Here is a 26356-nt window from a genome sequence, read left to right as displayed (position 1 = left end):
GAAGAGTGATGGAACTGTTTGGGACACCTATTGAAACGATCTATTTAACGGCGCTCATCATTTCTGGTATTATCACAGTTCTGTATATATTGTTTGGAGATGTTCTTGAGGGGGTAGCTGAGGCTACAGGATTCCTAAATCCGACACTGATTCTATCATTTATCACATTCTTCTCAGCTAGTGGGTATCTATTTGAGCAGCTCACGCCCCTCAATAGCTTGTTAATTATAGCCATCTCAGCCATTATTGCAATCATATTAGATGTCCTCTTAAACGTTTTTGTCCTGGTTCCATTAGCGTCAGCAGAAGAATCGTTGGTATATACAGAGGAGTCGTTAAAAGGTCGAATTGGAAAAGTGATTATCTCTGTTCCCGAAGATGGGTTTGGTGAAGTAGTCATTGAGAGTAATAGTGGAAATATTGCAAAGCCAGCTGCAAGCTTTGACGACCTTCCGATAAAAGAAGGAAGTCAGGTTTTAGTAGTAGATATTAAATCAGGAGTCCTATATGTCACTCCACATGAATCATTTGATGAACTTTTAAAATAGGGGGAATGTCTAGATGTTGTGGGTAATTGTAGGAGTGGTCGCATTCCTAGTCCTTGCTCTAATTCTTGTATTTGTTTCTAAATATAGAACAGCAGGACCGGATGAGGCACTTATCGTAACAGGTAGTTACTTAGGAAGTAAAAATGTACATGTAGATGAAGCAGGAAACAAAATAAAAATAGTCCGTGGTGGCGGTACGTTTATTCTACCGGTATTCCAGCAAGCAGAGCCACTAAGCTTACTATCTAGCAAACTAGATGTTAGTACACCAGAAGTGTACACAGAGCAAGGTGTGCCTGTTATGGCTGATGGTACTGCAATTATCAAAATCGGTGGTTCTATTAGTGAAATTGCGACTGCTGCTGAGCAGTTTTTAGGGAAATCAAAAGCAGATCGTGAAAACGAAGCAAGAGAAGTACTAGAGGGTCATCTCCGCTCAATTTTAGGTTCTATGACAGTAGAAGAGATCTATAAAAATAGGGAAAAATTCTCTCAAGAAGTTCAAAGAGTAGCTTCACAAGATTTAGCGAAGATGGGTCTTATCATTGTTTCCTTCACGATTAAAGATGTCCGTGATAAAAATGGATACCTTGAATCCTTAGGTAAACCAAGAATTGCGCAAGTGAAACGTGATGCTGATATCGCAACAGCAGAGGCGGATAAAGAAACACGTATTAAGCGTGCGGAAGCTGATAAGGATGCGAAGAAGTCAGAGTTAGAGCGTGCGACTGAAGTTGCGGAAGCAGAAAAAATAAATCAAATGAAAATGGCTGAATACAGAAGAGAGCAAGATAGTGCAAAAGCCCGTGCTGACCAAGCGTACGATTTAGAAACAGCACGTGCCAAGCAAGAAGTAACTGAACAAGAGATGCAAGTTAAAATCATCGAGCGTCAAAAACAAATCGAGCTTGAAGAAAAAGAAATCATGCGTCGTGAAAAGCAATACGATTCCGAAGTCAAGAAGAAAGCCGATGCTGATCGTTATGCCGTTGTTCAAGCCGCAGAAGCGCATAAATCTAAACAAATGGCTGAAGCGGATGCAAACAAATATCAAGTGGAAGCCATGGCTAAGGCTGAAGCGGAGAAAGTACGAATGGCCGGGGTTGCGAAAGCCGATGCCGAAAGAGCACAAGGTGAATCTGAAGCAGAAGTTATCCGCCTGAAAGGTCTGGCAGAAGCCGAAGCGAAACGTAAGATTGCAGAAGCATTTGAACACTATGGTCAGGCTGCAATTCTAGACATGATCGTAAGAATGCTTCCTGAATATGCGAAAGAAGTTGCTAGCCCACTTGGTAACATCGATAAGATTACAGTCGTTGATACAGGTGGTAACGGTTCAGGTGGTGCCAACAAAGTAACCAACTATGCAACCAACCTAATGTCTAGCTTACAAGAAACATTAAAAGCTTCATCAGGAATTGATGTGAAAGAACTACTAGAAAACGTAACAGGAAAAAACCGTTCACTTACTAACTTAGATGGTTTCTCTTTCAATATGAAAGAAACCAACAACCAAATGGCCGCAACAGAATCAGCGGATGTAGAAGAAAAAGAACAATAAAAGGAAAATTGTAAGATGCATGTATAAATCTATGAAAAACGGGGAATAGTAATAAAGAAAATGTATTCCCCCTAGAATATATTGACTGGGCAGACCTCCATCAGAGGTCTGCATTTTTTTGTGGTGGGACAGAGGGGACAGGTTTAGTGTCCCAGTTGGATCCTGACTGAGTTCGGATAACCGCTCACTTAGTTCTGAAAAAACAGTCTAAGTTCTGATATATGTTATAACTTCTGAAAAATCATAATAAACTTCTGAAAAGAGCTAAAAACTTCCGAATAATCCGTTCTTACTTCTGGAAAAGTAATGCCCAGTTCTGAAAACAGCCTGCCAAGTTCCGAAATCTAGGCAAACTAGCAACCTCAAAAGCCGGTTTTCATTAAATTTGCTCCAGTAAAAGCTCATGACATCACTGTTTAACACAAATTCAAGAAAACTATCATTTTAATGTATAAAACGAACCCAAACCGGCAATAGTAATACTACCAATGTGTATTCCCCCTTTTTCTGGCTCCCATTATAATGGGGGCTTTTTTTGTGTTTAATATTAAATATAAGTAAAGCTTATAAGCTTAAATAATTTTACAGTAATAGGAATCCCTACCACTCTCTTATATAATAAAGAGTAGAAAAGGGGATGAGGCAGATGGGTTTTTTATTTAAATCAATTGATCACGTTCAATTGGCTGCACCAAAGGGATCCGAAGAAAAGGCGAGAGAGTTTTATCAGGGGATATTAGGTTTTCAGGAAATCGAAAAGCCTGAAGAATTAAAGAAAAATGGAGGAGCCTGGTTTCAAACAGAGTCCATCCAAATTCATATTGGGATTGAAGAGCCATTTGGACCAGCCAAAAAGGCACATCCTGCGTTCTCTATGAATAATTTAAGCGCGTTTATAAACCACTTAGAAGACAAAAATGTAAACTATCAAAAAGATGATAAACTACCGGGAGCGGACCGAATTTATATATGGGATCCGTTCGGAAATCGGATTGAAATACTAGAGTGGACAAATTAAGGGATATGGGGAGAAATCACAGTGACCGATTATTACGGGGAACTTTGCACAAAAATGTATGAAAGTGATAAATCGATGGCAGAGGGAATTGAACTGAATTTTTATCTTTCCTGAATTGGTTTGCCAAAGGAAGTCGCAAATCTAATCTCTTTTCTGGTTAGTGATGAGGCGGGGTGGATAACGGGAAAGGTAATCCATTCAGAAGGTGGATTTAGAAGGGGTTAAATGGCCGGAAAAAGGGAGGATCTCAGTCCTCTCCTTTTTTGTGAAAAATTCTATCAAATCATGACAGTTTCAGATGTTTACCTACGTCTATATAGTTGAAAGGAGGGTAATGATGAGTTTTAAAGATAGTACGGACAGGGAGCTTGTCACCCAATCATTACATGGAAACTATGATGCCTATGCGGAGTTAGTCCATAGATATTCTAATCTTGTTTATTCAGTGGCTTTCAGTAAAATGAGAGATTCGTATCAAGCGGAGGATATCGCGCAGGAAGTGTTTGTTAAAGCGTGGTTGAAGTTAGCACAGCTGGGTGAAGGTGATAAATTTTCTAGCTGGTTAATGACCATTACTAGAAATCAATGTATGGATGTATTAAGAAAAAAGGCACGAATACAAGAAGAAACAATCTATCATGACGCCCATAGCTCCGGTGAGGTATCCTTCCATGACAGCGTGAAAGATTTTATTTGGGATGCCCTTGACCAACTAGAAGACAAATACAGAATCGCCATTATCTTAAATTATATATCTGGTTACACAGCTAAAGAAATCGGGAAACTACTTCAAATTTCTCACAGTGCGATAGAAAGTAGATTAAGAAGGGCCAAAGCCAAATTAAAAAAGGAGCTGTTAGATGGTATGGAAAAATCATTTGATCATAAACGAATGGGCAAAGAGTTTGAAGAAGAAGTTATGTGGAGAATTGTTCCTCGAATTGCAACGATTGAAATACCTGTTTCGAATGTAGAACAATCAGTAGCTTGGTATAGCAAGATATTAGGAATTAAGGCTGTCCATCAAGACGAACATGCCGCCATGCTACATCTTCAGGGCCCAAGTCGGATAGGAGTGCCAACTCTTTATCTTGTGCAAACAGATGATAGCAGTCGCCTTCACTTTAAAAATACCAACACGGGTGTAATCCATAGTACGATAGATTTTTTTATCCAAGATCTTGAGCGATTCCATTCCTATTTAAAGCAAGAGGGTGTGAAGGTTACGGATCTAAACTTCTTCCCAGGATCAACAAAAGGTGGCTTTGGTTTTGAGGACCCAGATGGGAATTTATTATCTGCAACAAACGTTACTCATCTTGGCCAAGAATAGTATTTGGTTAAAAAGTGAGTGTGTTTTCCAAGACGGAAAATGCACTTTTTTACTGCGTTATTCCAGAATTTCCATAGCTAGTGTAAGTTATAAATAAATATAGATAAAGTACTTTAACAGGATGTGATTTTCATTATTAGTGCACTTGTTTTATTTATTCTAGCAGGGTTAACTGAGATTGGTGGCGGCTATTTAATTTGGTTATGGTTAAGAGAAGGCAAACCTTTCTATTGGGGAGTAAGTGGAGGTTTAGCTTTAGTGTTATATGGTGTAATCGCAACCTTCCAATATTTCCCATCCTTTGGTAGAGTGTATGCTGCCTACGGTGGAGTTTTTATCGTTTTATCCGTTTTATGGGGATGGGGAATAGATAGAAAAACACCTGATGCGTACGATTGGGTAGGAGCTGGAATCTGTATCGTGGGTGTTTCGGTAATGTTGTTTGCTCCGCGTTCATGATTCGAAACAGAAAAACTTTATAAAAAGGAAGAATATACAATCAATTGGTTAAAGAATATTCTCATTGTAGGCTCTTTAGCTTTATTAACAGCAAACCAAGCGTAGGGACATAATTGTTCCTACGTATTTTTATCATGGACAAATATAGGCTCCAATATTTGCGCCTAATTTTATCAATCTCCACCCTTGTCCCAAACATATTGGGGGCTTGGACATATGATAGGGTGAGCTTACTTTTAGGAGGTGGAATTTATGGGACACAGCGAGAATAACTTTTTCTTTCCACTAATTGTAGTTCTTTTCATCTTGTTGATTATTGTTGGTACGAACTACGGCTGGTTTTAATGTTGAACTTTAGTTTGGCATCTCCTTTGTGTGAAGATCGGGAACAGATAAATAAGGCTTGCACCGCCTAATACAACGACTTCATGAAGTTCGTGTGAGAACTTCTCAGTAATTTCCACTGACTATTGGAATGAAGTAGAAAAACAACTAGGTTAATACAGATACGCCAGTGGTGGTTGAATTTTGGAATAAAGAGGATATAAAAAAGTCCCAATATTTTAAGAAAATTAAACGTTTGTCCGACGCAGATTGTCCCAATACTGCGTACGATAATGTAGAAAGTGTTCGGGAGGTGAACATGTATGTGGTGTGGTTATGGTTATAACGGTTACAACAACGTAGGAGGAGCTTACTCCGGTAACAATAGCTTCGTGCTAATTGTTGTATTGTTTATCCTACTAGTTATTGTTGGTTGCATTTGCTTTAGCTAATATAAGCTAGGTAAGGGTGAACCATATCAATGCGGCTGTCATTCAGGCAGCCGCATTTTTGGTGTGTTTAGGAAATTATAAAATCGCCGCTTGTGTATAACTTTGCATGAAATGGGTCTCCGGCCAGCTCCAGCGCCTAGCCCCTCGAGGTCACAAGCCAATCCGTCAAGAAGGTTAAAAAGCAACCTTCTCGCCGGCTTGTCTTGTGCTTGTCGGGGCTGATCGAGGCGCTTGCGCATTTGTTCTGTGTAATTATTATTATTCAGAAGAAGGGTCATCAGAAGGAATAATGATACTAGAGATTTTTCGTAAAGTTCGCCCTTCACCAGGCTGGTTGTTGATTTTGGATTGTAAAAATTCATTCATTTTCTGTCCAAACTCTATTAGTTCTTCGTCACTCAAATTGATTAATATTTGTCGATAGCCTACACCATCCTGAATAAAGTCAACATGGTCACGCTGTAAATATTGCTCAAAATCCATCATAAGATGAGTTAAAAAGCCAGTAAAATACTTCACGTGGTCTTCCTTTGACAAATTGGCCAATTCCTCGGGATGAACATGTGAATTTTCAGCTGAAAGTGTATAAACCCTTTCCACTGTTCCTCTAATGGGCCGCTCCTCCACAACGTCTAAAAGCTCAGCGTGGGCCAATTTGTTAATATGTCGATATAAAGTAGCAGGAGGGACATCATTTAATATCGAGGACATCTCTTGAGGAGTGCGCTGCTTACCACCAGCCAAACACTGAACAATCCGCATCCGTACAGGATGTAATAACAAATCCAACTTCGATTCAGATTTCTTCACAATCAGCCTCCTTTCTGGGACAGGGGGACAGGTTTCATTGTCCCACCTTCGCCCATTAGTATCATTTATGATAATCATAGTTCAAACACGGATACAAAATCAAATATGAGGACATTCCCTACTGTCTTCACCCCAATAAGGGTATACTGATTAAAGTATAAGTTTTACATAGCCAAACTTCTAAAGCCTTATGGTACAATGAATAGCGTCATTTAAACAAACGTTTGTTTAAACATTTTAACTTAAAGGAAGATTCAAATGAGTAAGCAGCCAGCGCCTGTTGAAAAAAATGAATATATAGATGTTACCTTTGAAGACTTAACCCACGATGGGGCGGGAGTGGCAAAGGTTGAAGGATATCCACTCTTTGTACCTCAAGCATTGCCAGGTGAAAAAGCCAAAATCAAAGTAACAAAAGTTCAAAAAGGATACGGATTCGGACGTATCATTGACATTTATGAAGAAAGTCCAGACAGGGTAGCTCCACCTTGTCCCGTGTATCATCAATGTGGTGGGTGCTCTTTACAACACCTAAGCTATGAAGGTCAGCTAAAAGCAAAAGAAAAACATGTTCGTGACGTCATGACTAGAATCGGGAAGCTCCCAGATGTTCCGGTCCACCCTGTTCTTGGTATGAAGGATCCGTGGAAATACAGAAATAAAGCACAAGTCCCAGTTGGCATGCGAGAAGGCGGTCTGATTGCCGGATTTTATCAAAAGAGAAGCCATGACATCATCAATATGGATCGTTGTATTATCCAGAAGGAAAAGAACGATGAGGTTATCCAAGCTGTCAAAGAAATATGTGATCAATACGGAATTCAAGCTTACGACGAAAAGAAACATAAGGGAACACTTCGGCATATTATGGCGAGAATCGGACAAGCCACTGAAGAAGTGATGGTTGTTCTGGTTACGATGACAAAGGACCTTCCTAACCGTAAGCAAATTGTACAAGAGATTATTGATAAAGTGCCAGGTGTAAAATCAATCGTTCAGAACGTCAACAGTAAACGTACAAATGTCATTTTAGGTGAAGAAACACGTGTCCTTTGGGGCCGAGATGTCATTTATGACAACATCGGAGATATCAAATTTGCGATTTCGGCTAAATCTTTCTACCAGGTCAATCCAGAACAGACGGAAGTTCTGTATGGAAAGGCGCTTGAATATGCAGGTTTATCAGGAGAAGAAACGGTGATAGACGCATACTGTGGAATCGGAACCATCTCCCTGTTTTTGGCACAAAAGGCAAAGAAAGTGTACGGTGTTGAAATTGTGCCGGAAGCTATTGAGGATGCAAAAGCAAATGCTGAGTTGAACTCCCTCCAAGACAAAGTAGAGTTCGCAGTGGGAAAAGCAGAAGAAGTCATCCCTGAGTGGTATGACAATGGAGTCCGTGCTGATGTCCTTGTTGTGGACCCACCTCGTAAAGGTTGTGATGCGTCTCTACTAGAAACCATCATAAAAATGAAGCCAAAAAAAGTAGTGTATGTTTCCTGTGATCCAGCGACTCTTGCAAGGGATTTAAGGATTCTAGAAGACGGTGGCTACCATACACTTGAAGTGCAGCCGGTAGATATGTTCCCACAGACGGGACATGTTGAGTGCGTATCGCAATTAGTTTTAAAAGAAGAAGCAGGCATCCGTTAAGGGCCTGCTTCTATTCAGTATGAATGGGTAACAAATGGGTTTGTCGAATTATTATTATTGACAAGTTTAATAGATTATGGAAAATTAATGGTACAACCAGTTTTTTCCTGCCTAACACTCTGCGTTTTCTCTACCTTGAACCTCGTATCCCAAATTTTTGGACAACTTCTCAACGTACCTTTTCGTTACTACACGAACACCCACTTACTTCAGTATCTTATTTACTTGCAAAGTTAACGTATCCATTAAAAAATGATTACAAATGAAGGAGGATGAATTAATGGGTCATGATATTTATGGAATTAATAAAGCAGGAGCAGAAATTGCTTATGCTCGTTTTAGCATGGGTAATTATAATGCCACCATCCTATACCGGTTACTCGAGGCAGAGATGTTTTATGCAGGAGTTAGTGGTTCAGGGGGTAGTACTACTTTTACAGTAGAGCAGATTGAAAAGGCTTTGAGGACCTATTATACCTTATACAAAAAGGATGTCTCTCAGTTAAATAATGATTCTATAGGATGGGATCAAAAACAAATCCTGATTTTTATAAAAAACTGTCTAGCCACAGCACAAAAGGAAGGTAGGGTAAGAGTTTACTTTGGCTAATGATTTTTAATTGAAATGCCCCTTTAACGTATCTTTAAACCACACTTTCTTTTCTTCATACTGCTTCTTTCGATGTCCATTTGCTCCAGACGGATGAGGGAAATCAAAAAGAATCGTTTGATTATCAACCATGCCCTTTTCCACTAAGTAACGAAGAACTTCAGAAACAGCCTTGCCCGCAGGAATAATTAAAGCATCTTTCACTTCTCTAAATTCAGGTACTAACAATTCATGAATCATCTCTAATAGTAAAGGATGCTTAAGCATAGAAGGGCTTGAACCAGTATAGTTCCTTTTATTGATAAATACGGGATATCTTAGAGTAGAAGAGGAATGTAAGAGGTCATTTTTATCTTCATAGAGCTCAGAACAACTTTTGATATTCAAGTGCTGATTCAGGCCAATCCCATCAAGCATCTCAATTAGGTTCTTTCGTATCCCTTTTCCTCCAAAGCTTGCCTGCTTTTTGACATTACACAACATAGTTTTCCGATGTTTCTCATCCATGTGCGTTCGAACATAATTATAGGCTAATTGCATTTGTGTCCATCCAGGGGTAATCCCTAGCATAATCACTTTAGCGTCCTGATTTATGTATTCAAAGGGAGCCCAAAAGACTTCTAGGTTATCGTCCTTTGCGTATAGAAAGTCATCAATCATCAAATCTTCTTTTTGGTATACTTCCTTTTTAGGTAACTGTAAGAGTTTTTGTTCAAAATTATGAAAGAAAAACATTTTTACTCTCCTGGATTTTAAAAATATAGGGTGTCCTGTTTATTAGGATGCCCAAAAACATCTGATGTTGTGCAACATTAACTTATTATATCAGTCTATTAAAAATAATTAGAATATTTATTCTTGCATTTATTTTATTGACAAAAATAAGTTTCCTAGTATAGTATTAACGCAGCAGTGCTTTACTACATAAAAGCAAATAATCTTCTTATCCAGAGAGGTGGAGGGACTGGCCCTGTGAAACCTCGGCAGCGGATTTTATACCAACGTATAAAACACCGTGCCAATTCCTTCAAGTCATTTTGACTTGAAAGATGGGAAGAGTGGTTCATATATGATGTAGTTTGACTATATCACAGTAATCCCTCTTCTTATGCTGAAGAGGGATTTTTTTATGAAAAGAAATTAAGTACAGCACGAATAAAAATAAGGGAGATAGAAGAAATGAAAAAGAACTTGCAAGCTGGACTGTTACTATTAGTTTCTCTTTTCTTTATCCTATCTGGATGTGGAAAAGATTCTAGTAACCAAGCACAAACAAACACAGATACACCTAAAAAAGATACGTTAACCATTGGTTTAGATGCTGAACCACCAAGCCTAGACCCCCACAGATCCTCATCTTCTGTTGATAGACAAGTATTACAGGGAGTGTATAGCAAGCTATTAGAGGTAAATGAGGACCTAGAGATTGTTCCTAGTTTAGTGAAAGAATGGGACATTTCTGATGATGGAAAAACATATACATTTTCTTTGCGTGAAGACGTAACCTTCCATGATGGTACAGACTTTAACGCAGAGGCTGTAAAATTCAACTTCGAGCGTATGCTAGATCCCGATTTTGGTTCACCACGTAAATCTGAATTAGAATTGATTGATCAAGTGAATGTAGTGAATGAAACAACATTAGAGGTTGTTTTAACAGAACCGTACGCACCGTTCTTAAGTGTTCTTACGGACAGAGCAGGAATGATGATTTCACCAACGGCTATTCAAGAGTTGGGTGAAGACATTGCCAATAAACCGGTTGGTGCAGGTCCATATAAATTTGTGGAACGAGTAGCACAAAGTCATATTACATTGACGCGTAATGACGATTATTGGGGAGAAGCTCCAAAAATTAAAGAAGTAGTTTATAAGACCATTACAGATGAAAACATTCGAGTCACGAACATGACTTCTGGAGATTTAGATATTGTAACAACTATTGGTTTTAAGGATATTGCTCAACTTGAAAAGAATGCAGGAATCACTGTTTCTAGAGTGGATGGCCTTGGATTCCAAGGAATGCATCTCAATATGAGTAGAGAGCCATTTAATAATAAAAATATACGTGAAGCCATTAATATTGGAATCGACCGTCAAGCATTGGCATCCGTTGTATTTCACGGTGGGGCAGTACCTTCCGTAAGTCCGTTCCCTCCTTCTAGTTGGGCAAACAATTCAGATATTGCAATTCCTGAAGGAGATATTGAAAAAGCGAAACAGTTGGTAAAGGAATCTGGAATTGAAAACCCGAGCTTTACGATTAAAATTGCTCCTAGCGAAACAGAAAAACAAACTGCGCAAATGCTTCAATCCATGTTAAAGGAAATCGGAATTACGATGGATATTGAAATGGTTGAACGAGGAAAACTGATTGAAGATGAATTCAGTGGTAATTTTGACGTGACACGCCTAGGGTGGAGTGGCCGTACTGACCCGGACGGTAATGCCTATAACTACTTTGTTTCTGATGGAGTTTATAATTTTACTGGAATAAATAATGATGAAATGGATCGCTTATTAAATGAGGCTCGTACATCAGTAGACCAAAAAGTTCGGGCAGAAAATTATCAAACATTCTCCGAAATTTTATTTGAAGAAGCACCTTATATTTTTCTTTACCATGAACAAGACGTGAAAGTAATGAAAAAAAATGTTAAAGGATTTACCCATGTACCGGATGGGATTGTCCGTCCAGAAACCTTATATTTTGAGTAAAAATGAGGGTGTTGCGAAGTTCGCAACACCTCATTTAAATAGTTTACAGGAGGGGTGTTAGATGATTTCCTACCTACTACGTCGCTTTGGTCTTATGATTTTTATTATGTTCTTAGTCAGCTTAATCGTATTTGCTATTGTGAATATATTGCCTGGTGACCCTGCTTTGTTAATTTTAGGACAGGAGGCTACCCCGGAATCACTAGAAGCCTTACGAGCCAAAATGGGATTGAATAATCCTATTTATATTCAGTATTTGAATTGGTTAATGGGCATTTTACAGGGGGATTTTGGCCAGTCTTTAACAGATAATTCAGATGTACTTACTGTTCTTATGCAGAAGATCTCGATCACATTACAACTTACCTTTATGGCATTTCTCCTTGCACTTCTCATTGCGATTCCAGTTGCGATTGTTAGTGCTACACGAAAGGGAACGTTTTGGGATTATTCCTCTACTATTATTGTACTTTCTGGTGTTTCCTTACCCCCGTTTTGGTTAGGGATTCTTTTAATCTATATATTTGCCATTACACTAGGATGGTTGCCACCTTCTGGGTATGTATCCCCATCAGAAGATCTAGGTAAGTGGTTATTATTTATGTTAATGCCCGCCGCAACTGTTGGAATCCGGTTATCAGCAGAGCTAACGCGGATGCTGCGTTCCAGTCTATTAGAAGTTTTGAAATCGGATTACATTCGCACTGGGTATGCTAAAGGTCTCTTAGAAAGAGGAGTGATTTTTGGCCATGCATTACGGAATGCCTTAATTCCTGTTGTAACGGTAAGTGGTCTACAATTAGGTGGGTTATTAGGCGGGATGGTCATAACAGAGACGATTTTTGCGGTCCCGGGTGTAGGTCAATTGGTTATTAACTCCATTTTGACTAGAGATTTTCCAATGGTTCAAGGAGCCGTCTTGTTCATGGCTTTCTCCGTCATTGTTGTGAATTTTGTCGTAGATATTTTATATTCTCTGCTAGATCCCCGAATTAAACTGGCAGGGGGGACGAAGTAATGGAAACAATTCAGACCATAGAAGTAAAGAAAAAACCAAGGAGTCATAGCTACTCAAAAACGAAACAAATGCTAGCTCGATTATTTGAAAATAAATTGGCGGTAATAGGCGGAGTATTTACTGTAGTGATCATTATCACTGCTTTATTTGCACCTTTTATTGCACCATTTGATCCCTCGGAACAAGACTACTCAAAAGTACTTCAATCCCCAAATGGCGTGAATTGGTTTGGGACAGATGAACTGGGTAGGGATATTTTTAGCCGTGTGATTTTTGGAGCTCAAATTTCTTTACAAGCAGGTTTGATTTCAGTTGGAATTGCACTTGTAATAGGGATTCCTATTGGTATGATCAGCGGTTATTTTAGAGGGTTTTGGGATGAATTCGTCATTATGCGAATTACGGATGCTATGCTAGCTTTTCCATCACTAGTTTTAGCATTGGCTTTAGCAGCTGTATTTGGAGCAGGCTTAGAAAATGCAATGATTGCCATTGGAATTGTGTTAACTCCGAATATTATTCGTTTGGTAAGGGCAGAGGTGCTGGCTCATCGGGAACGGGAATATGTGGAGGCTTGTCGTGCATCGGGGTTAAAAAACTGGCGAATTCTCTTATTACATATACTGCCCAATATTTTGGCACCGATTATTGTTCAAGCGACGTTAGCCATCGCATCTGCAATCATATCTGAAGCTTCATTAAGTTATTTGGGATTAGGGACACAACCACCCGATCCAAGCTGGGGATCTATGTTATCTTCCGGACAAGGATATTTGGCACAAGCCCCTTGGATAGCATTATTTCCAGGACTCTTCATCTTCATAACCGTTATGGCTATTAACCTTTTTGGGGACGGTATTCGAGACATGCTAGATCCAAAGTCAAAATAATGCATCGCTGTTCAATAGAAAGTAGGGGTAGAAGGTATGAATCAACTCGAAGTGAAGGATTTACATGTCGGGTTTGAAGAAAAAAAAGGATATAAATCGATTATAAATGGCATTACGTTTACAGTAAGAGAAGGGGAGACCCTTTGTATTGTTGGTGAATCTGGCTGTGGCAAAAGCCTCACATCTCTATCTGTCATGGGCCTACTTCCGGGTTTAGGGAAAATAACAAATGGACACATCCTTTTTAATGGTGATGATTTGAGCAAGAAGAATCAAAAGGAATTGAGTAGAATCAGAGGTAATGAGATTTCGATGATTTTTCAGGAGCCAATGACTTCACTAAATCCAGTTCATACGGTTGGTAAACAAATTAGTGAAGCTATTAGAATTCACCAAAAAGTGACGAAAAAAGAGGCAACAGAAAAAGCAATTGAAATGCTGAGACTTGTAGGGATTCCTTCTCCAGAAACAAGAATCAAATCCTACCCACATGAAATGAGCGGAGGTATGCGACAACGGGTTATGATTGCTATGGCCTTAGTTTGTAAGCCAAAGCTACTGATTGCAGACGAACCCACAACAGCTCTAGACGTTACGATTCAAGCACAAATTCTTGAGTTAATGGGCAATCTTAAAGAAGAGTTCGGAATGAGCATTATGATGATTACCCATGACTTAGGTGTTGTCTCAGAGGTGGCTGACCGGGTTCTCGTTATGTACGCAGGAGAAGTGGTTGAAATGAGCGATGCGAAAGATTTGTTTAAGCATCCTAAACACCCCTATACAAAAGGGCTTATCCGTTCTCTCCCTACACTAGGTGATGATGAACAAGAGGAGTTGCCTACTATTAAAGGAAGTGTCCCAAGTCCTGATAACATGCCAGAAGGTTGTAGATTTTCGACAAGATGTCCATTTGCAAAAGAAGAATGTTTTACTGTAAAACCAGAGCTGTACGAGGAAGGCAAAGGAACAGTAAGATGTTGGATGTATTCAGACAAATGGGAGCAAATGCAAGGGGGGAGCACAGATGACCCAGCAATTGGTGAAGCAGTCAGTGCCACTACTTGACGTTAAAGGATTAAAAAAGTATTTTCCTAGTGGTAGTGGTCTTCTGTTTGGTAAAGAATCACAGATAGTAAAAGCAGTTGATGATCTTTCTTTTTCTGTTAACGAAGGAGAAACCCTCGGAATTGTCGGTGAATCTGGTTGTGGAAAATCAACGATGGGGCGTGTAATCCTACAATTACAGAATGCTACCGAGGGGGAAGTATGGTTTCAAGGAAAGGATATCACTAAGCTAAGAGGTAAGGAGCTAAGGATGCTCAGGAAGGATATCCAAATTATCTTTCAAGATCCTTTTGCGTCTTTAAATGAACGGAAAACGATTGGATCGATGCTAAGTGAAATTGTTCGAATTCATAAGATTGTTCCAAAGTCTGAGGAAGTTTCATATATTCAAGGATTGCTAGTTGATGTGGGACTAGATCCAGAACATTACTTTAGATATCCACATGAGTTCAGTGGAGGTCAACGCCAAAGGGTTAGTATTGCTCGTGCGTTAGCGGTTAAGCCAAAGCTTATTATTTGTGATGAAGCCGTCTCTGCTCTGGATGTTTCGGTACAAGCTCAAATACTAAATTTGTTGCAACGTTTGAAAAAGAATTATGGTTTCACTTATATCTTTATATCCCATGATTTGTCAGTGGTAAGGCATATAAGCGATCGTGTCGGTGTCATGTATCTTGGGAGGCTAGTAGAGATAGGAGATAAAAAATCCATCTATCAAAACCCAAGACATCCCTATACAAAAGCACTGTTCTCTGCCATTCCTGACATTACAGAAACGGAAAAAAAGAGGATGATTCTTAAAGGGGATGTTCCCAGTCCGTTAAATATCCCGAGTGGTTGTCGTTTTCACACTAGGTGTCCATACGCTCAAGATATATGTAAAACACAAGATCCACAGCCTTTAGAGGTAGAAGAGGGGCATATTGCATCATGTCACTTTATAGATATAAATAATGACCTACCTCAATAGGATTAAAAAAAACGAGATAACTAGATGGAGTTCTAGCATCTCGTTTTTTATGTGATCTTAACTTCGTCTAAAAGCTCTTAACCTTCCTTTCGAATATTTGCATACTCAGCCGTTGCCGTAAATAAAACGTCTGAAGAAGAGTTAAGTGCAGTCTCGCAAGAATCTTGTAAAACACCAATAATAAAACCAACACCAACCACTTGCATCGCAACATCATTTGGAATACCAAATAAGCTACTTGCTAAAGGAATCAGTAAGAGTGAACCACCGGCTACACCTGAAGCACCTGTTGCGGATACTGCAGATAGGACGACCAATATAAGGGCTGTCCCAAAATCAACCTGAATACCAAGTGTATGAACAGCTGCTAGAGTTAGGACGGAGATCGTAACGGCAGCACCAGCCATGTTAATGGTAGCCCCTAATGGAATAGATACCGAATACGTATTCTTATCTAACTTTAAATCCTCACAAATTTTCATATTAACAGGAATATTGGCAGCTGAGCTACGAGTAAAGAATGCTGTAATTCCGCTTTCTCTTAGGCATTTTAGTACGAGTGGATATGGGTTTTTCCGAATATACATGAATACAATGATTGGGTTCACGACCAAAGCCACAACGAACATACATCCTAGCAGAACTATAAGCAATTTCCCATAGTCAAGTAAGGCAGTTAGGCCATTTGCTACGATTGCTTCAAAAACGAGGCCCATGATCCCAAATGGAGCAAGATTGATGACCCATTTCACTATTGTCGAAATAGCCTCAGAAAAATTAGCAAGAACATTTTTCGTTGAGTCAGAGGCATTTCTTAACGCAACCCCAAGTAATACAGCCCAAGTTAAAATACCAACATAGTTTGCATTAAGTAACGCATTTACAGGGTTGTCCACAATGTTCAGTAATAATGTTTGAAGTACTTCTAATATCCCACCAGGAGGAGTGAGGTCCTCTGCACCCGGTGTAAGTGATAAGCTAACAGGGAAAATAAAACTTGCCAAAACTCCTACAAACCCAGCTAGGATAGTACCTAAACCATATAGCACAAGAATTGATTTTATATTCGTTTGATGGCCACTTCTGTTTTTAGAGATGGCATGCATAACTAAGAACAAAACTAAAATAGGTGCAAGCGCTTTCAACGCACCAACAAATAAAGAACCAAATATGGTGACACCACTAAAAGTGTCTGGAACCGTTAGTGCTAAAATAACCCCCAGGATTAAGCCCATAAGGATGCGTTTAACCAGACTAATCTGATTCCATTTAGAGATGATATTTTTCATGTTTTCTACCCCTTCCCCTAATTTGAAAAAGTAAGAACAATAGAGAAGACTGATGCTTCACAATGTTGAGACAATAACATTTGTAAGTTTACCATGATAGATTGTTTTGTGGAACCATATTTTTTTTGAGACTGGAAGGGCAGGTTAATATTGGTAATTAAATGACCCTCACAAAATTGGGATTTACTTCGTGTTAATATAGTAACCATGAATTTGCTATAAGTATCACTAGTTTTAGAAAGAGAGAAAGTTAGGAATATAACTGTATATAGGTACACAATTCTTATAGATTGTGAGGGATTAAGATGACAATGGAAATAGATTTAATTAACAAATCTTATTATAAAAAAGTGTTAGATGAAAATAAAAACGGGCACTCACTTCAAATTTTGGGTGACATGTTCATGGATGAGAAAAAGAAGGAAACCCCTGAGTATTCTTCGATTCGCTATGCTCAAGGGGAGGTTTACTACCTAAATAAAGACTATGAAGCAGCGATTTTTAAATGGGAAAATATCTCAGATGATGATTTAAAGCCATGGGCAAAGAAAAATATAGCAGATGCCCATTATGAAATGGATTTACTGGCGATTGCAGAAGACTATTATAAGGCAGTTGATACCAGTTCTGTTGTGTTAAAAACAGAAGTCTTGATTCAGCTTTTTTCCCTATACATAAAGCTTGGTAAACTAGAAAAAGCAACGGAAACAATCCAAAGTACGGTCCAATTAAATCCAGACTACTCAGGCGTTACTGATATGGCTAAGGGCTTCTATGAGAAATATCAGGATTGGGGCAATGCGGTAAAGCTTGCTGTCAATGAGGCAATACGGACGAAGTCACTAACTTGGTTTTCTACTTTAGAAGGATATATAGAACAAGGACATACGGTCAAGATCGAGCCTGCGTTCTTTAATGAAGCATTATTGGCTTTATTCGAAATCGATACTTTTCGTTTTGAGAGCTTCTCTACTATATTGTGGAGTAGTTACAGAGAAAGTGATCTGTACTTCCAATGGTTAAAAGAGATTAACAAACTCCTACTAAACATTGATTTAAAAAGCTCCTATATCTGGAAGCGATTTCCTGACGCTTTTAAAGAAACCTATTATGAATTAGTGAGTGGGAAGTTTTTGATAAAGGAATTTTCTGGGTTGGTACAAGGTCATTTTTCAAACTGGTTGAGGGTTTCATCCGATACAGATCTATTAGTGTCCTCAACAGCCGTATTAGCGTGGGATCATATTTTTCCGGCTAATATCGATGCAGATTTGGTAAGTGAGGCAGAGAATCTACTAAATATGGCCAGAAATGATCAAGGTAATATTGGAGACGGAATTGAGCTTCTAGAATCCATTAAAATGTGGGCAAAGGATCAAGGTCTTTTAGATGAGTTATCGATTCACATTAAGTTGGTGATGGAAGAGCACAACATTGAAGAGAAGACTATCTCTAATACTCTTTTCATTATTAAAAAGTCGATTGAATTTCTAATGCAGAAACGGATAGAAATAGAAAGCTCTATCGTGGATCATATAGAACTAAATGAAGAACTTTTAGCAAAATTGAATGGAATGCATCATCATTTGAGTGACATGGAAGAGGAAAAAGTTTTAAGCATTCAAAAGTCATTCGGCAAAATAAAGAATGATCTGAGACTAGAAATGATGATCAAGATACCAGAATTGCTCCGGAATTGTTCGGACTTGGTAAAAGAAGATAGCGATTTCGGTAATATTCATGTTGTGTTAAATGATGAAATGAATAATCGGATTTCTAAATATATGGAAGAAACAGCCTTACTTTATTTTCGGGAAGCAGCCCAAGGGTGGATTGAGGATTCTGAAAGAGAATTAAAAGACTGCCAGGCCAACTTAAATGAAATGAGTGAGAGTTTCAATAATATATACACTGAAAAGAACATCCAATTGGACTGTGACTTTAGGGTGCTGGAGGATTGGCGGAGAGATGTGGGAAGGATGACGAATGGTGTTGTTAATCTCACAAAAGCCAATATCATGATGCGGTATACCCCTTCACAGTTGGTTTTAAAAAGCGCAGGTAAACTGTTTGGAACCCTATCTAAAAGTAAAGAAATACTACAAAGTAAATATAAACAATTCATAGAAGGGGCCGATTATAGTCAAGCAGCCGAGGATATTATTTATCCTTTCATGCAACAATTAGAACTATTTGAGAAAACCCTAGAGCGAGACATTAGCATGGTGTTTACGAATCCTTTTGAAGTACTGAATAAGACAATTGAAAAGGCAAAAGTCGATATTGATAAAGATAAAAAATCATTAAAATATTTGAGGAGAAATCCTGAATTGTATCGAGATCCGCTGAAGATTTTTGAATTAAAGCTTTGTCAGTATGAGATCATGACTTCTCTAGATGAAAGAATCTATGAATCTTATTAAATATATCAAAATTATAATCTAATGAATAAGCCTTCCTAAACGGGGAGGTTTTTTTTGCCGAAGGAAAGCAAAAATTGACTTAAAATGAAAAAATATTCAAAATTAGTAGAATAGAAGCCGAAGAAATAGTTGAATACAATATATAGTCTCTGAGATATAGGTTTATGGGAGTGGGATGAATGATTGTAACAGTCAAACCTTTGAAAACAACCATTTTAAATACAGACCGCCCACTTGACCAGATAAAATCCGCATGGAATCAGGATAGATGTGGTGGTATAACTAGTAAAACAAAACGAGTTATTTTTACTAGATACATAGGTATACAAAAGGATGAACATAGCTATATAGAAGTCCTTACACAGTTGGACCGGGAATTAAGAAGTACACCGGTAGGTTATTTGCGGTTTGAGGAAGGGTTATATAATGGCTTTTCGCAGAGTGAGATTCAAGCAATGGAACAAGTATGGAATGAGTATCTTTCATTAGAAAAAGAAAATCCTTATGATTCCAGTGGACTAGATAAACTAGATATGGGATATGTAATAGAAAATAATGTTTTAGACTGGACAAAGAAGGTGTTATTTAAAGAAATGGTAGCATTATTTGATCAGTATAACGTTTCCCAAAGTCAGTCTACGAGAAAAAACTTTACGATTAAGTTTCTTATATGGATGAATAGGTACTTAAAAGAATTGTTCGACAGGATCACTGACAATTCTATTCCAAAAGTCATTTACTACGGGGATATAAAAAAGCACGAGCAGTACTTTTTATTGTTTTTATCAAAAATGGGTTGTGATGTACTATATATGAACCCTAAAGAAGATATGAAAAATGTACTTCCGGAAATCAAGGATAGATCAGCACTGATTACACATCAACTTAAAGTGCAATCGATTTTGAAGCTTCCAAAATATGAAGTGTCTCAAAATGAAAAGGAACAGCAAACGACAATTTTCCAAACGGCAATCGTTAAACAAACAACTGTAAGTGAGAATACGTTTAAGGTGAATACCTCAAGCAACCGTAATGATGAAAAAAGCTACGAGGAATTGGCTCAATTAGCTAAATCCGTTGTCTTAATAAATGTTTATGATCATAAAAAAGAGATAATGGGTAGAGGGTCAGGCGTAGTCATAACAACTGATGGTTTCATTCTAACTAATTTTCATGTTATCCAAAACGGCGTCGTTTTTGGGATTGTATTTGAAAATAACGAAACTGAGTATTTCACAGATAGTTTAGTAAAATATCACCAAGATTATGACTTAGCCCTATTAAAGATTGAGGAACGAACAGAACCTCTGCTGATCAATCCTCAAGAAAAGCTGGTTAGAGGGCAAAAAATAGTGGCGATTGGAAGTCCCCTAGGATTATTGAATACCATTTCTGATGGTATCATTTCAGGATTTAGAGACTTTAAGGAAATAGAGCTGCTTCAAATAACAGCCCCTATTTCGCCAGGAAGTTCAGGAGGAGCACTATTGGATCTATATGGAAATTTAATTGGAATCACAACTGCGGGGTTTGAAGGGCAAAATTTAAATTTGGCAGTGGGGACAAAATATATTAAGGTTTTTGCTGGTGGCGTTTTAAGAATTTAGTGGTCTTTTGGAAATATTTGGATTGCTATCGGAAAAGATTGGTGGTGTATCGGAAAACCTAGGCGAGCTATCGGAAAAGATTAGTAGTGTATCGGAAAACCTAGGCGAGCTATCGGAAAAGATTAGTGTTCTATCGGAAAACCTAGGCCCGCTATCGGAAAAGATTAAGGCTTTATCGGTAATATTATGTAAAAAGATTAACCTTGTTTGGTTCTATACCATTCAAGGTTTCTTTTTTTACTAGGGAACTACTTTTAATCGCTATGTAATTGGTCTAAGATGACTAATGCCTTCCCAACTCAGAAGTTGTAAATATATACTAGGTGTGATTTGCCTTTCAAATTAGTGGTTTGTCTTTTATACTAGGATAAGTGTGCGTGGAGAATGACCAGTGACACTGATCTTTATAAACAATAGATTTTATATATAAATAAATTATTTCATGAAGGAGGGGCCTTAATTGACTAATCAAAGAGGAGAAACAATGGTTGCAGAAGTCAGCCATTTAGATGAAAAGGGTTCAGGGCGCGCTGCCATTTGGCGCGAAAATGAGAAGGGGAACCCGAAAAAGTTAAAGCTTACGATTCCTCAAACTCTTCCTGGAGAAAAAGTGAAAGTAACAGTTGATCAGCCTGAGCGAAGAAGAAGAAAAGCAATGCCTGAAGAAATACTTGAGAGTCACCAAGAAAGAACAGCACCACCATGTCCGCATTTTGACCGTTGTGGTGGATGTGTATGGCAGCATTGGCAATACGAAGGGCAATTGAAGCATAAGACAGCTCATGTAAGAGAAGCTATTGAAGCTCAAGGGTTTGATTCGGGTTTAGTGAAAGATACTATTGGCATGGACAACCCTTGGCACTATCGTAACAAAATGGAGTTTACATTCTCTCCAGAAGGTAAACTAGGGTTACATGAGCAAGGGAATTTCCGTGAGATTATTTCACTTGAAACCTGTTTAATTGCTGGTAAGGAAATGGTGGAAGCTGCAATGGAAGTAGCTGAATGGGCAAAATCTCACCAATTATCAGGATATAACAAAGATGCACATGAAGGTCTACTTCGTCACTTGATGGTAAGACAATCATTTGCCACGGGTGAAATCATGCTAGCTCTGTTTGCTACAGAATCCCCAGAAGGTGACCTTCAGGAAGCAGCTAACGATTTAGTAGTACGAATTGGAGAAAAGTTCCCACAAGTTAAAAGCTTATTGTGGCTGAAAAATACTGATTGGGCAGACCGAACACAATCAGAAGAAAGCTATACTCTAGCGGGACGTGACTTTATCTACGATGAAATGGATGGCTACCGTTTCCGTCTATGGTTTGATACATTTTTCCAAACGAATCCGACACAAGCGCAAAAATTAGTCGACTTAGCGATTGAAATGGGACAACCGAAGAAAACAGAAAAAATGATTGACCTTTTCTGTGGGGTAGGTACGTTTTCTCTTCCATTTGCAAGCAGAGTTGGAGAATTGGTTGGAATTGAAATTGTGGAGACTTCTATTGAGTCAGCTAAGCGTAATGCTGAGGATAATGGAATCTCAAATGCATCTTTCTTGGCAAAAGATGCACGTAAAGGGATTGACCAGGTTCTTGAGACTTTTGGTAGCCCTGAGCTATTGATGCTTGATCCTCCTCGTTCTGGTGCTGGTGGAAAAGTGATGAGAAGAATAGGGCGTGCGAAGCCTGAACGAATTGTGTATGTATCTTGTAATCCGGACACATTTGCTACCGATATTAAGGAGCTTGAGCAGTTTGGCTATAAGCTACATGTTGTTCAACCCGTTGATTTATTCCCGCATACTGTTCATGTAGAATGTGTGGCATTATTAACTTTATAATTTTGAAAATGCTACCGAGGGGGTCATTTCCCTGGGTAGCATTTTTTTGTGTGAACAACCATTGGTGGGACAGGATTCCTGTCCCCTTGTCCCATATGGTAATAATTCCCGGACAAACGGGATTGCTAATTTTCAAAAAACTCTATCCGTAGGAATAAATAACTAGTAAAATAGTGGGTATACTAGTGTTGATGGAGGTGGAGGACAACATGGAAAACAAGCCTGTACACTATGATGGAAGCGCCCACAACGATGAACTGTTAAAAAATGAAGATAACAGTAATGAAACTTTTGAACTAACAGATGAAATGAGAAAAAATATTAGTGGAAACCCTTATTTCACAAAATAATACATGATTGGCGGAGAGGCTATTATTGGCGTCTCCTTTTTTTATAAGCAAAACATTTGAACCTCTAATTAGATTTCGATACACTTGCCTCGGATTGATTATATACCAATTTGAAAAAAGGTATACATTCCTAATTTCCACACAAGATAATTCTATATAGACAGCTAGAAAGGAAGTTAAAAATGTCAAAAGTGTTATACATTACAGCCCATCCACATGATGATACGCAATCATACAGTATGGCCGTAGGGAAGGCTTTTATCGATACTTACAAAGAAGTTCATCCAAATGACGAGATTGTTAATTTGGATCTTTATAAAGAACATATCCCTGAAATTGATGTAGATGTATTTAATGGATGGGGAAAGCTGAAATCTGGAAAGGGATTTGAAGAGCTTTCAGAAGGGGAAAAAGCAAAAGTGGGTAGACTTTCAGACCTGTGTGAACAATTTATTTCTGTGGATAAATATGTGTTTGTTACCCCTTTATGGAATTTTTCTTTCCCTCCTGTTTTAAAGGCATATATCGATGCAGTATCTGTTGCAGGTAAAACATTTAAGTACACAGAACATGGACCAGTTGGGTTATTAACGGATAAAAAGGCGTTACATATCCAGGCTCGTGGTGGATTTTATTCAGAAGGTCCAGCCGCACAAATGGAAATGGGACATCGGTACTTAAACATCATGATGCAATTTTACGGAGTTCCTTCATTTGAAGGGTTGTTTGTGGAAGGACATGCTGCAATGCCAGACAAGGCTCAAGAGATTAAAGAAAACGCAATTGCGAGAGCAAAGGATTTAGCACATACATTTTAAAAAAGAAAATGAAAACAGGGGCCGAAAAGTTCCTGTTTTTTCAATGTGTTATTTACAAAATTATGCAGAGGTGAGATAATAAAGGAAATTTGGAAGGGGGAAAGTAAGTTTATGGAACCAACGAATTGCCCATTTTAATTTATTTTGAATAAATTAATAGAAATTTTGTAACGAGTACCAATAGCCTAAAAATTATAGGTTTATTTGTTATGCTCTTTATGGAATTGTGGCAATAGAAGGTTTCTTACTTTACTATCCTCTATATATAATAATGGGACATTCCTGTTTCTGTAGATTGTCCATTTCGATAACAGGTTGCGTAAGACATTTGCGCCTTGTTGCACTTTTTTTAGGGTGCCTCACAATCTGTATATTATAATTATATTTACGGATGATAAAGGCTGTAAGAAGAACAATCTTCTTATAGTCTTTTTTAATTTGACAACAAAATAGTATCGGAAAATCTTCTTTACCCATCCATAAAGACGTAATTCAATATGGATGAAAGAAGGAATCAAGATGTTAGAACTAAAAGTAAACGGAATTAAAAAATATATGGATGCCACACTTGTGGTTAATAATGTTTCCTTTGAAGCGTATGAAGGAGACAAAATCGGAATTGTAGGGGCCAATGGAAGTGGGAAAAGTACCGTACTAAAAATCATAGCAGGGATATTACCCATGGACTACTATCCAGGTTATCCTCAAACATCAAGCTATGGCTATGATGAAGGGCTTATTCATTTTATACCAAAAGATGCAACGAAGGCGTATCTTGAGCAATCGCCCGTGTATCCAGAAGGTCTAACCGTAATGGGTGTCTTAAATCTGGCCTTTGAAGAAATCGACAACATTGAAATGCAGATGCGTGAACTAGAAGAAGAAATGAAGAGTTTTCAAGATGAAGCCTTGGAAAAAGCACTGAAGAAATATAGTGACTTGATGCAGGTTTTTGAGGTAAAAGGCGGATATGAACGCGAAGAAAAGCTGAGCAAGGTTTGTACAGGATTGAATTTCAGCGAAAATTTTTTAAATCAGGATTTTGATTTATTAAGTGGAGGAGAAAAAACAACCGTTGTACTTGGGAAGCTTTTAATTCATAATCCAGACATTCTGTTGCTTGATGAGCCGACTAACCACCTGGATATGGATGCTATCGAATGGCTAGAGGGCTACCTTAAGAGCTACAAAGGGATTGTCATTATTGTCTCCCATGATCGTTATTTTCTAGATCATGTCGTTTCTAAAATTGTAGAAATCGAGGATATGGAATCTATATCTTATAAGGGAAATTACTCTTCTTTTGTTAGTCAAAAAGAAGAAAACATGCGAATCCAATATGAACACTTTAGAGAGCAGCAGAAACAAATTAAAACATTTGAAAAGCAGGTCATGAGTCTAAGAGATTGGGCGATGAGAGCGGATAATAACAAGTTTTTCAGGAGAGCAGCTAGTATTCAAAAGAAACTAGATAAAATGGATCGAATAGATAAGCCGATTTTTGAGAGACGAAATATGAGGCTTGAATTTAAAGAGACGCAAAGGTCTGGGAATGAAACGATTAAAGCGAGGGAGCTTTCAAAGAGTTATGGCGATAAAGTGATTTTTGAAAACGCTGAACTAATGGTCCATTATGGTGAAAGAGCGGGGTTGATTGGTGCTAATGGTAGTGGGAAAACCACTTTCTTAAAGATGCTATTAGGGGAAGAACGGCCAGATCGTGGGGTAGTTGAATTAGGTGCGAATGTGATGGCAGCCTATTTGCCACAGGTCATTACGTTTGCTAATGAAGAGCACACCGTACTAGAGTGTTTCCGCGAAGATATTTCGATAGTGGAGGGGAAGGCAAGAGAGTACCTATCGAAATTTATGTTCTATAAAAAGAACGTATTTAAAAAGGTAAAACACTTGTCTGGTGGAGAAAGAATTAGGTTGAAGCTTGCTATGTTGCTATTTCAAGATATCAACTTGTTAATACTGGATGAGCCAACTAATCATTTAGATATTGATTCAATTGAAACCCTCGAAGTAGCACTTGAAGATTTTAAAGGGACCATTTTCTTCATTTCGCATGATCGCTATTTTATCAATAAAATTGGGGAGCGGGTCATTGCTTTAGAGGAGCAGTCTTTGAAGAGCTATCCTGGGAATTATGATGATTATAAGCGAGAGAAAGAGAAACGGCGGGTGGATTTATTCCAAGAGCCGGCTAAAAAAGCAGAAAAAGAGAAGAAACCAATAATAAAGTCTGGCCAGGTAAAAAAAGAAGTTCCTGAGACACAAGTTCTAAAAACGATCGAAACGTTAGAAAAAGAAATAAAACAAATCGAAGCAGCCATGTTGGTCGAGAACATGGAGTATGAGCAACTTAATAAGCTATATGGTAGAAAGCTCGAGTTGAATCATGAGCTGGAGTCTGTGATGGAACTGTGGTTAGGGCTGGGTGAATAATGTATTGAGGAGACCAATTATTTGGTCTCTTTTTTCAAAGATAAGAAAGTATAAATTTTGGGTCTACCGCAGTCTTTTGGGCTGTGGTATTTTCAATTTATGGAGAGGAATATTCTTAGACAAATCTTTTTTGATGAACA

Annotated in this window: 23 protein-coding genes, 2 pseudogenes and 1 riboswitch; of the genes and pseudogenes, 22 read left to right on the top strand and 3 right to left on the bottom strand. The window is 38.3% G+C overall.

Annotated elements, in window-relative coordinates; all coding sequences use genetic code 11:
* Positions 1-8 precede the first annotated feature (8 nt).
* The 9 genes and pseudogenes from ABDZ91_RS09780 (at position 9) to ABDZ91_RS09740 (ending at position 5695) form a co-directional block, all read left to right on the top strand.
* Complete coding sequence (locus tag ABDZ91_RS09780; protein ID WP_343798526.1) at positions 9-548, top strand: NfeD family membrane protein; 540 nt, start codon at positions 9-11, stop codon at positions 546-548.
* 13 nt (positions 549-561) lie between these two features.
* On the top strand, positions 562-2109 hold the full coding sequence (floT, locus tag ABDZ91_RS09775; protein WP_343798524.1) for a flotillin lipid rafts scaffold protein FloT: 1548 nt from the start codon (positions 562-564) through the stop codon (positions 2107-2109).
* A 646-nt stretch (positions 2110-2755) separates the two neighbouring features.
* Positions 2756-3127 carry a glyoxalase superfamily protein gene (locus ABDZ91_RS09770; protein WP_343798522.1) on the top strand — a complete coding sequence of 124 codons (372 nt, stop codon included), beginning with the start codon at positions 2756-2758 and terminating at the stop codon, positions 3125-3127.
* 21 nt (positions 3128-3148) lie between these two features.
* Positions 3149-3238, top strand: a pseudogene (locus tag ABDZ91_RS09765) (SAM-dependent methyltransferase); the annotation flags it as partial.
* Positions 3239-3241: 3 nt separating this feature from the next.
* Positions 3242-3352, top strand: a pseudogene (locus ABDZ91_RS09760) (SDR family oxidoreductase); the annotation flags it as partial.
* A 112-nt stretch (positions 3353-3464) separates the two neighbouring features.
* Positions 3465-4460, top strand: a complete 996-nt coding sequence (locus tag ABDZ91_RS09755) for a sigma-70 family RNA polymerase sigma factor (RefSeq protein WP_343798521.1) — start codon at positions 3465-3467, stop codon at positions 4458-4460.
* Positions 4461-4583: 123 nt separating this feature from the next.
* A complete protein-coding gene (locus ABDZ91_RS09750; protein ID WP_425541817.1) occupies positions 4584-4919 on the top strand; it encodes a YnfA family protein in 336 nt (111 codons plus the stop codon).
* A 252-nt stretch (positions 4920-5171) separates the two neighbouring features.
* On the top strand, positions 5172-5264 hold the full coding sequence (locus ABDZ91_RS09745; protein ID WP_343798519.1) for a YjcZ family sporulation protein: 93 nt from the start codon (positions 5172-5174) through the stop codon (positions 5262-5264).
* A gap of 302 nt (positions 5265-5566) precedes the next feature.
* Complete coding sequence (locus ABDZ91_RS09740; RefSeq protein WP_343798517.1) at positions 5567-5695, top strand: YjcZ family sporulation protein; 129 nt, start codon at positions 5567-5569, stop codon at positions 5693-5695.
* Positions 5696-5953: 258 nt separating this feature from the next.
* On the opposite strand, the gene ABDZ91_RS09735 is transcribed toward ABDZ91_RS09740, so the two are convergent.
* Complete coding sequence (locus ABDZ91_RS09735; protein WP_343798515.1) at positions 5954-6505, bottom strand: helix-turn-helix domain-containing protein; 552 nt, start codon at positions 6503-6505, stop codon at positions 5954-5956.
* Between the two features lie 258 nt (positions 6506-6763).
* Here ABDZ91_RS09735 and rlmD (ABDZ91_RS09730) point away from each other — a divergent pair, with 258 nt between their 5' ends.
* Positions 6764-8158, top strand: a complete 1395-nt coding sequence (gene rlmD, locus ABDZ91_RS09730) for a 23S rRNA (uracil(1939)-C(5))-methyltransferase RlmD (protein WP_343798513.1) — start codon at positions 6764-6766, stop codon at positions 8156-8158.
* A gap of 280 nt (positions 8159-8438) precedes the next feature.
* A complete protein-coding gene (locus ABDZ91_RS09725; RefSeq protein ID WP_343798511.1) occupies positions 8439-8768 on the top strand; it encodes a hypothetical protein in 330 nt (109 codons plus the stop codon).
* A gap of 6 nt (positions 8769-8774) precedes the next feature.
* Here the strand turns inward: ABDZ91_RS09725 and ABDZ91_RS09720 are convergent, their stop codons facing one another.
* Positions 8775-9503, bottom strand: coding sequence for a hypothetical protein (locus ABDZ91_RS09720; RefSeq protein WP_343798509.1), 729 nt, complete (start codon positions 9501-9503; stop codon positions 8775-8777).
* 205 nt (positions 9504-9708) lie between these two features.
* A riboswitch (SAM riboswitch) is annotated at positions 9709-9824 on the top strand.
* Between the two features lie 123 nt (positions 9825-9947).
* Here ABDZ91_RS09720 and ABDZ91_RS09715 point away from each other — a divergent pair.
* From ABDZ91_RS09715 to ABDZ91_RS09695, 5 genes are all read left to right on the top strand, one after another.
* Positions 9948-11486, top strand: coding sequence for an ABC transporter substrate-binding protein (locus ABDZ91_RS09715; RefSeq protein ID WP_343798507.1), 1539 nt, complete (start codon positions 9948-9950; stop codon positions 11484-11486).
* A gap of 61 nt (positions 11487-11547) precedes the next feature.
* Entirely contained in the window at positions 11548-12504 is a 957-nt protein-coding gene (locus ABDZ91_RS09710) for an ABC transporter permease (RefSeq protein WP_343798505.1), read from the top strand.
* Positions 12504-13394 (top strand): ABC transporter permease, encoded by an 891-nt coding sequence (locus ABDZ91_RS09705; protein WP_343798503.1) that lies wholly within the window; start codon positions 12504-12506, stop codon positions 13392-13394. Before ABDZ91_RS09710 ends, ABDZ91_RS09705 begins: the two co-directional genes overlap by 1 nt.
* Before the next feature lie 36 nt (positions 13395-13430).
* Positions 13431-14462 carry an ABC transporter ATP-binding protein gene (locus tag ABDZ91_RS09700; protein ID WP_343798501.1) on the top strand — a complete coding sequence of 344 codons (1032 nt, stop codon included), beginning with the start codon at positions 13431-13433 and terminating at the stop codon, positions 14460-14462.
* On the top strand, positions 14422-15432 hold the full coding sequence (locus ABDZ91_RS09695) for an ABC transporter ATP-binding protein (protein ID WP_343798499.1): 1011 nt from the start codon (positions 14422-14424) through the stop codon (positions 15430-15432). Before ABDZ91_RS09700 ends, ABDZ91_RS09695 begins: the two co-directional genes overlap by 41 nt.
* A gap of 77 nt (positions 15433-15509) precedes the next feature.
* On the opposite strand, the gene sstT is transcribed toward ABDZ91_RS09695, so the two are convergent.
* The gene (gene sstT / locus ABDZ91_RS09690; protein WP_343798497.1) at positions 15510-16721 is read right to left on the bottom strand and encodes a serine/threonine transporter SstT; all 1212 of its coding nucleotides are present in this window, start codon (positions 16719-16721) and stop codon (positions 15510-15512) included.
* Positions 16722-17026: 305 nt separating this feature from the next.
* Between sstT and ABDZ91_RS09685 the strand changes: the two genes are divergently transcribed.
* From ABDZ91_RS09685 to abc-f, 6 genes are all read left to right on the top strand, one after another.
* Positions 17027-19144 (top strand): tetratricopeptide repeat protein, encoded by a 2118-nt coding sequence (locus ABDZ91_RS09685; protein ID WP_343798495.1) that lies wholly within the window; start codon positions 17027-17029, stop codon positions 19142-19144.
* A gap of 179 nt (positions 19145-19323) precedes the next feature.
* A complete protein-coding gene (locus ABDZ91_RS09680; protein WP_343798494.1) occupies positions 19324-20751 on the top strand; it encodes a YceG family protein in 1428 nt (475 codons plus the stop codon).
* A 484-nt stretch (positions 20752-21235) separates the two neighbouring features.
* Positions 21236-22597: a 23S rRNA (uracil(1939)-C(5))-methyltransferase RlmD gene (gene rlmD / locus ABDZ91_RS09675; RefSeq protein WP_425541818.1), complete on the top strand. Its 1362-nt coding sequence runs from the start codon at positions 21236-21238 to the stop codon at positions 22595-22597.
* Positions 22598-22806: 209 nt separating this feature from the next.
* The gene (locus tag ABDZ91_RS09670; RefSeq protein ID WP_343798491.1) at positions 22807-22947 is read left to right on the top strand and encodes a hypothetical protein; all 141 of its coding nucleotides are present in this window, start codon (positions 22807-22809) and stop codon (positions 22945-22947) included.
* A gap of 182 nt (positions 22948-23129) precedes the next feature.
* The gene (locus ABDZ91_RS09665; RefSeq protein ID WP_343798490.1) at positions 23130-23765 is read left to right on the top strand and encodes an FMN-dependent NADH-azoreductase; all 636 of its coding nucleotides are present in this window, start codon (positions 23130-23132) and stop codon (positions 23763-23765) included.
* A 519-nt stretch (positions 23766-24284) separates the two neighbouring features.
* A complete protein-coding gene (abc-f, locus tag ABDZ91_RS09660; protein ID WP_343798488.1) occupies positions 24285-26216 on the top strand; it encodes a ribosomal protection-like ABC-F family protein in 1932 nt (643 codons plus the stop codon).
* Positions 26217-26356 lie beyond the last annotated feature (140 nt).

This window comes from Bacillus carboniphilus (assembly GCF_039522365.1).
In the GTDB taxonomy this organism is placed as follows: Bacteria; Bacillota; Bacilli; order Bacillales; family JC228; genus Bacillus_BF; species Bacillus_BF carboniphilus.
The sequence above is the reverse complement of the archived record's forward strand: the minus strand, read 5'-3'. Positions and strand labels throughout refer to the sequence as shown.

What these genes read in the sequence shown, in the direction of transcription:
- ABDZ91_RS09725 (WP_343798511.1), top strand. Translation starts at nt 8,439, where the DNA reads ATGGGTCATGATATTTATGGAATTAATAAAGCAGGAGCAGAAATTGCT.
- ABDZ91_RS09685 (WP_343798495.1), top strand. Translation starts at nt 17,027, where the DNA reads ATGACAATGGAAATAGATTTAATTAACAAATCTTATTATAAAAAAGTG.
- sstT (WP_343798497.1), bottom strand. Translation starts at nt 16,721, where the DNA reads ATGAAAAATATCATCTCTAAATGGAATCAGATTAGTCTGGTTAAACGC.
- ABDZ91_RS09705 (WP_343798503.1), top strand. Translation starts at nt 12,504, where the DNA reads ATGGAAACAATTCAGACCATAGAAGTAAAGAAAAAACCAAGGAGTCAT.
- ABDZ91_RS09680 (WP_343798494.1), top strand. Translation starts at nt 19,324, where the DNA reads ATGATTGTAACAGTCAAACCTTTGAAAACAACCATTTTAAATACAGAC.
- ABDZ91_RS09665 (WP_343798490.1), top strand. Translation starts at nt 23,130, where the DNA reads ATGTCAAAAGTGTTATACATTACAGCCCATCCACATGATGATACGCAA.
- ABDZ91_RS09780 (WP_343798526.1), top strand. Translation starts at nt 9, where the DNA reads ATGGAACTGTTTGGGACACCTATTGAAACGATCTATTTAACGGCGCTC.
- ABDZ91_RS09745 (WP_343798519.1), top strand. Translation starts at nt 5,172, where the DNA reads ATGGGACACAGCGAGAATAACTTTTTCTTTCCACTAATTGTAGTTCTT.
- floT (WP_343798524.1), top strand. Translation starts at nt 562, where the DNA reads ATGTTGTGGGTAATTGTAGGAGTGGTCGCATTCCTAGTCCTTGCTCTA.
- ABDZ91_RS09755 (WP_343798521.1), top strand. Translation starts at nt 3,465, where the DNA reads ATGAGTTTTAAAGATAGTACGGACAGGGAGCTTGTCACCCAATCATTA.
- ABDZ91_RS09720 (WP_343798509.1), bottom strand. Translation starts at nt 9,503, where the DNA reads ATGTTTTTCTTTCATAATTTTGAACAAAAACTCTTACAGTTACCTAAA.
- ABDZ91_RS09695 (WP_343798499.1), top strand. Translation starts at nt 14,422, where the DNA reads ATGACCCAGCAATTGGTGAAGCAGTCAGTGCCACTACTTGACGTTAAA.
- rlmD (WP_343798513.1), top strand. Translation starts at nt 6,764, where the DNA reads ATGAGTAAGCAGCCAGCGCCTGTTGAAAAAAATGAATATATAGATGTT.
- rlmD (WP_425541818.1), top strand. Translation starts at nt 21,236, where the DNA reads ATGGTTGCAGAAGTCAGCCATTTAGATGAAAAGGGTTCAGGGCGCGCT.
- ABDZ91_RS09740 (WP_343798517.1), top strand. Translation starts at nt 5,567, where the DNA reads ATGTGGTGTGGTTATGGTTATAACGGTTACAACAACGTAGGAGGAGCT.
- ABDZ91_RS09710 (WP_343798505.1), top strand. Translation starts at nt 11,548, where the DNA reads ATGATTTCCTACCTACTACGTCGCTTTGGTCTTATGATTTTTATTATG.
- ABDZ91_RS09770 (WP_343798522.1), top strand. Translation starts at nt 2,756, where the DNA reads ATGGGTTTTTTATTTAAATCAATTGATCACGTTCAATTGGCTGCACCA.
- ABDZ91_RS09670 (WP_343798491.1), top strand. Translation starts at nt 22,807, where the DNA reads ATGGAAAACAAGCCTGTACACTATGATGGAAGCGCCCACAACGATGAA.
- ABDZ91_RS09700 (WP_343798501.1), top strand. Translation starts at nt 13,431, where the DNA reads ATGAATCAACTCGAAGTGAAGGATTTACATGTCGGGTTTGAAGAAAAA.
- abc-f (WP_343798488.1), top strand. Translation starts at nt 24,285, where the DNA reads ATGTTAGAACTAAAAGTAAACGGAATTAAAAAATATATGGATGCCACA.
- ABDZ91_RS09715 (WP_343798507.1), top strand. Translation starts at nt 9,948, where the DNA reads ATGAAAAAGAACTTGCAAGCTGGACTGTTACTATTAGTTTCTCTTTTC.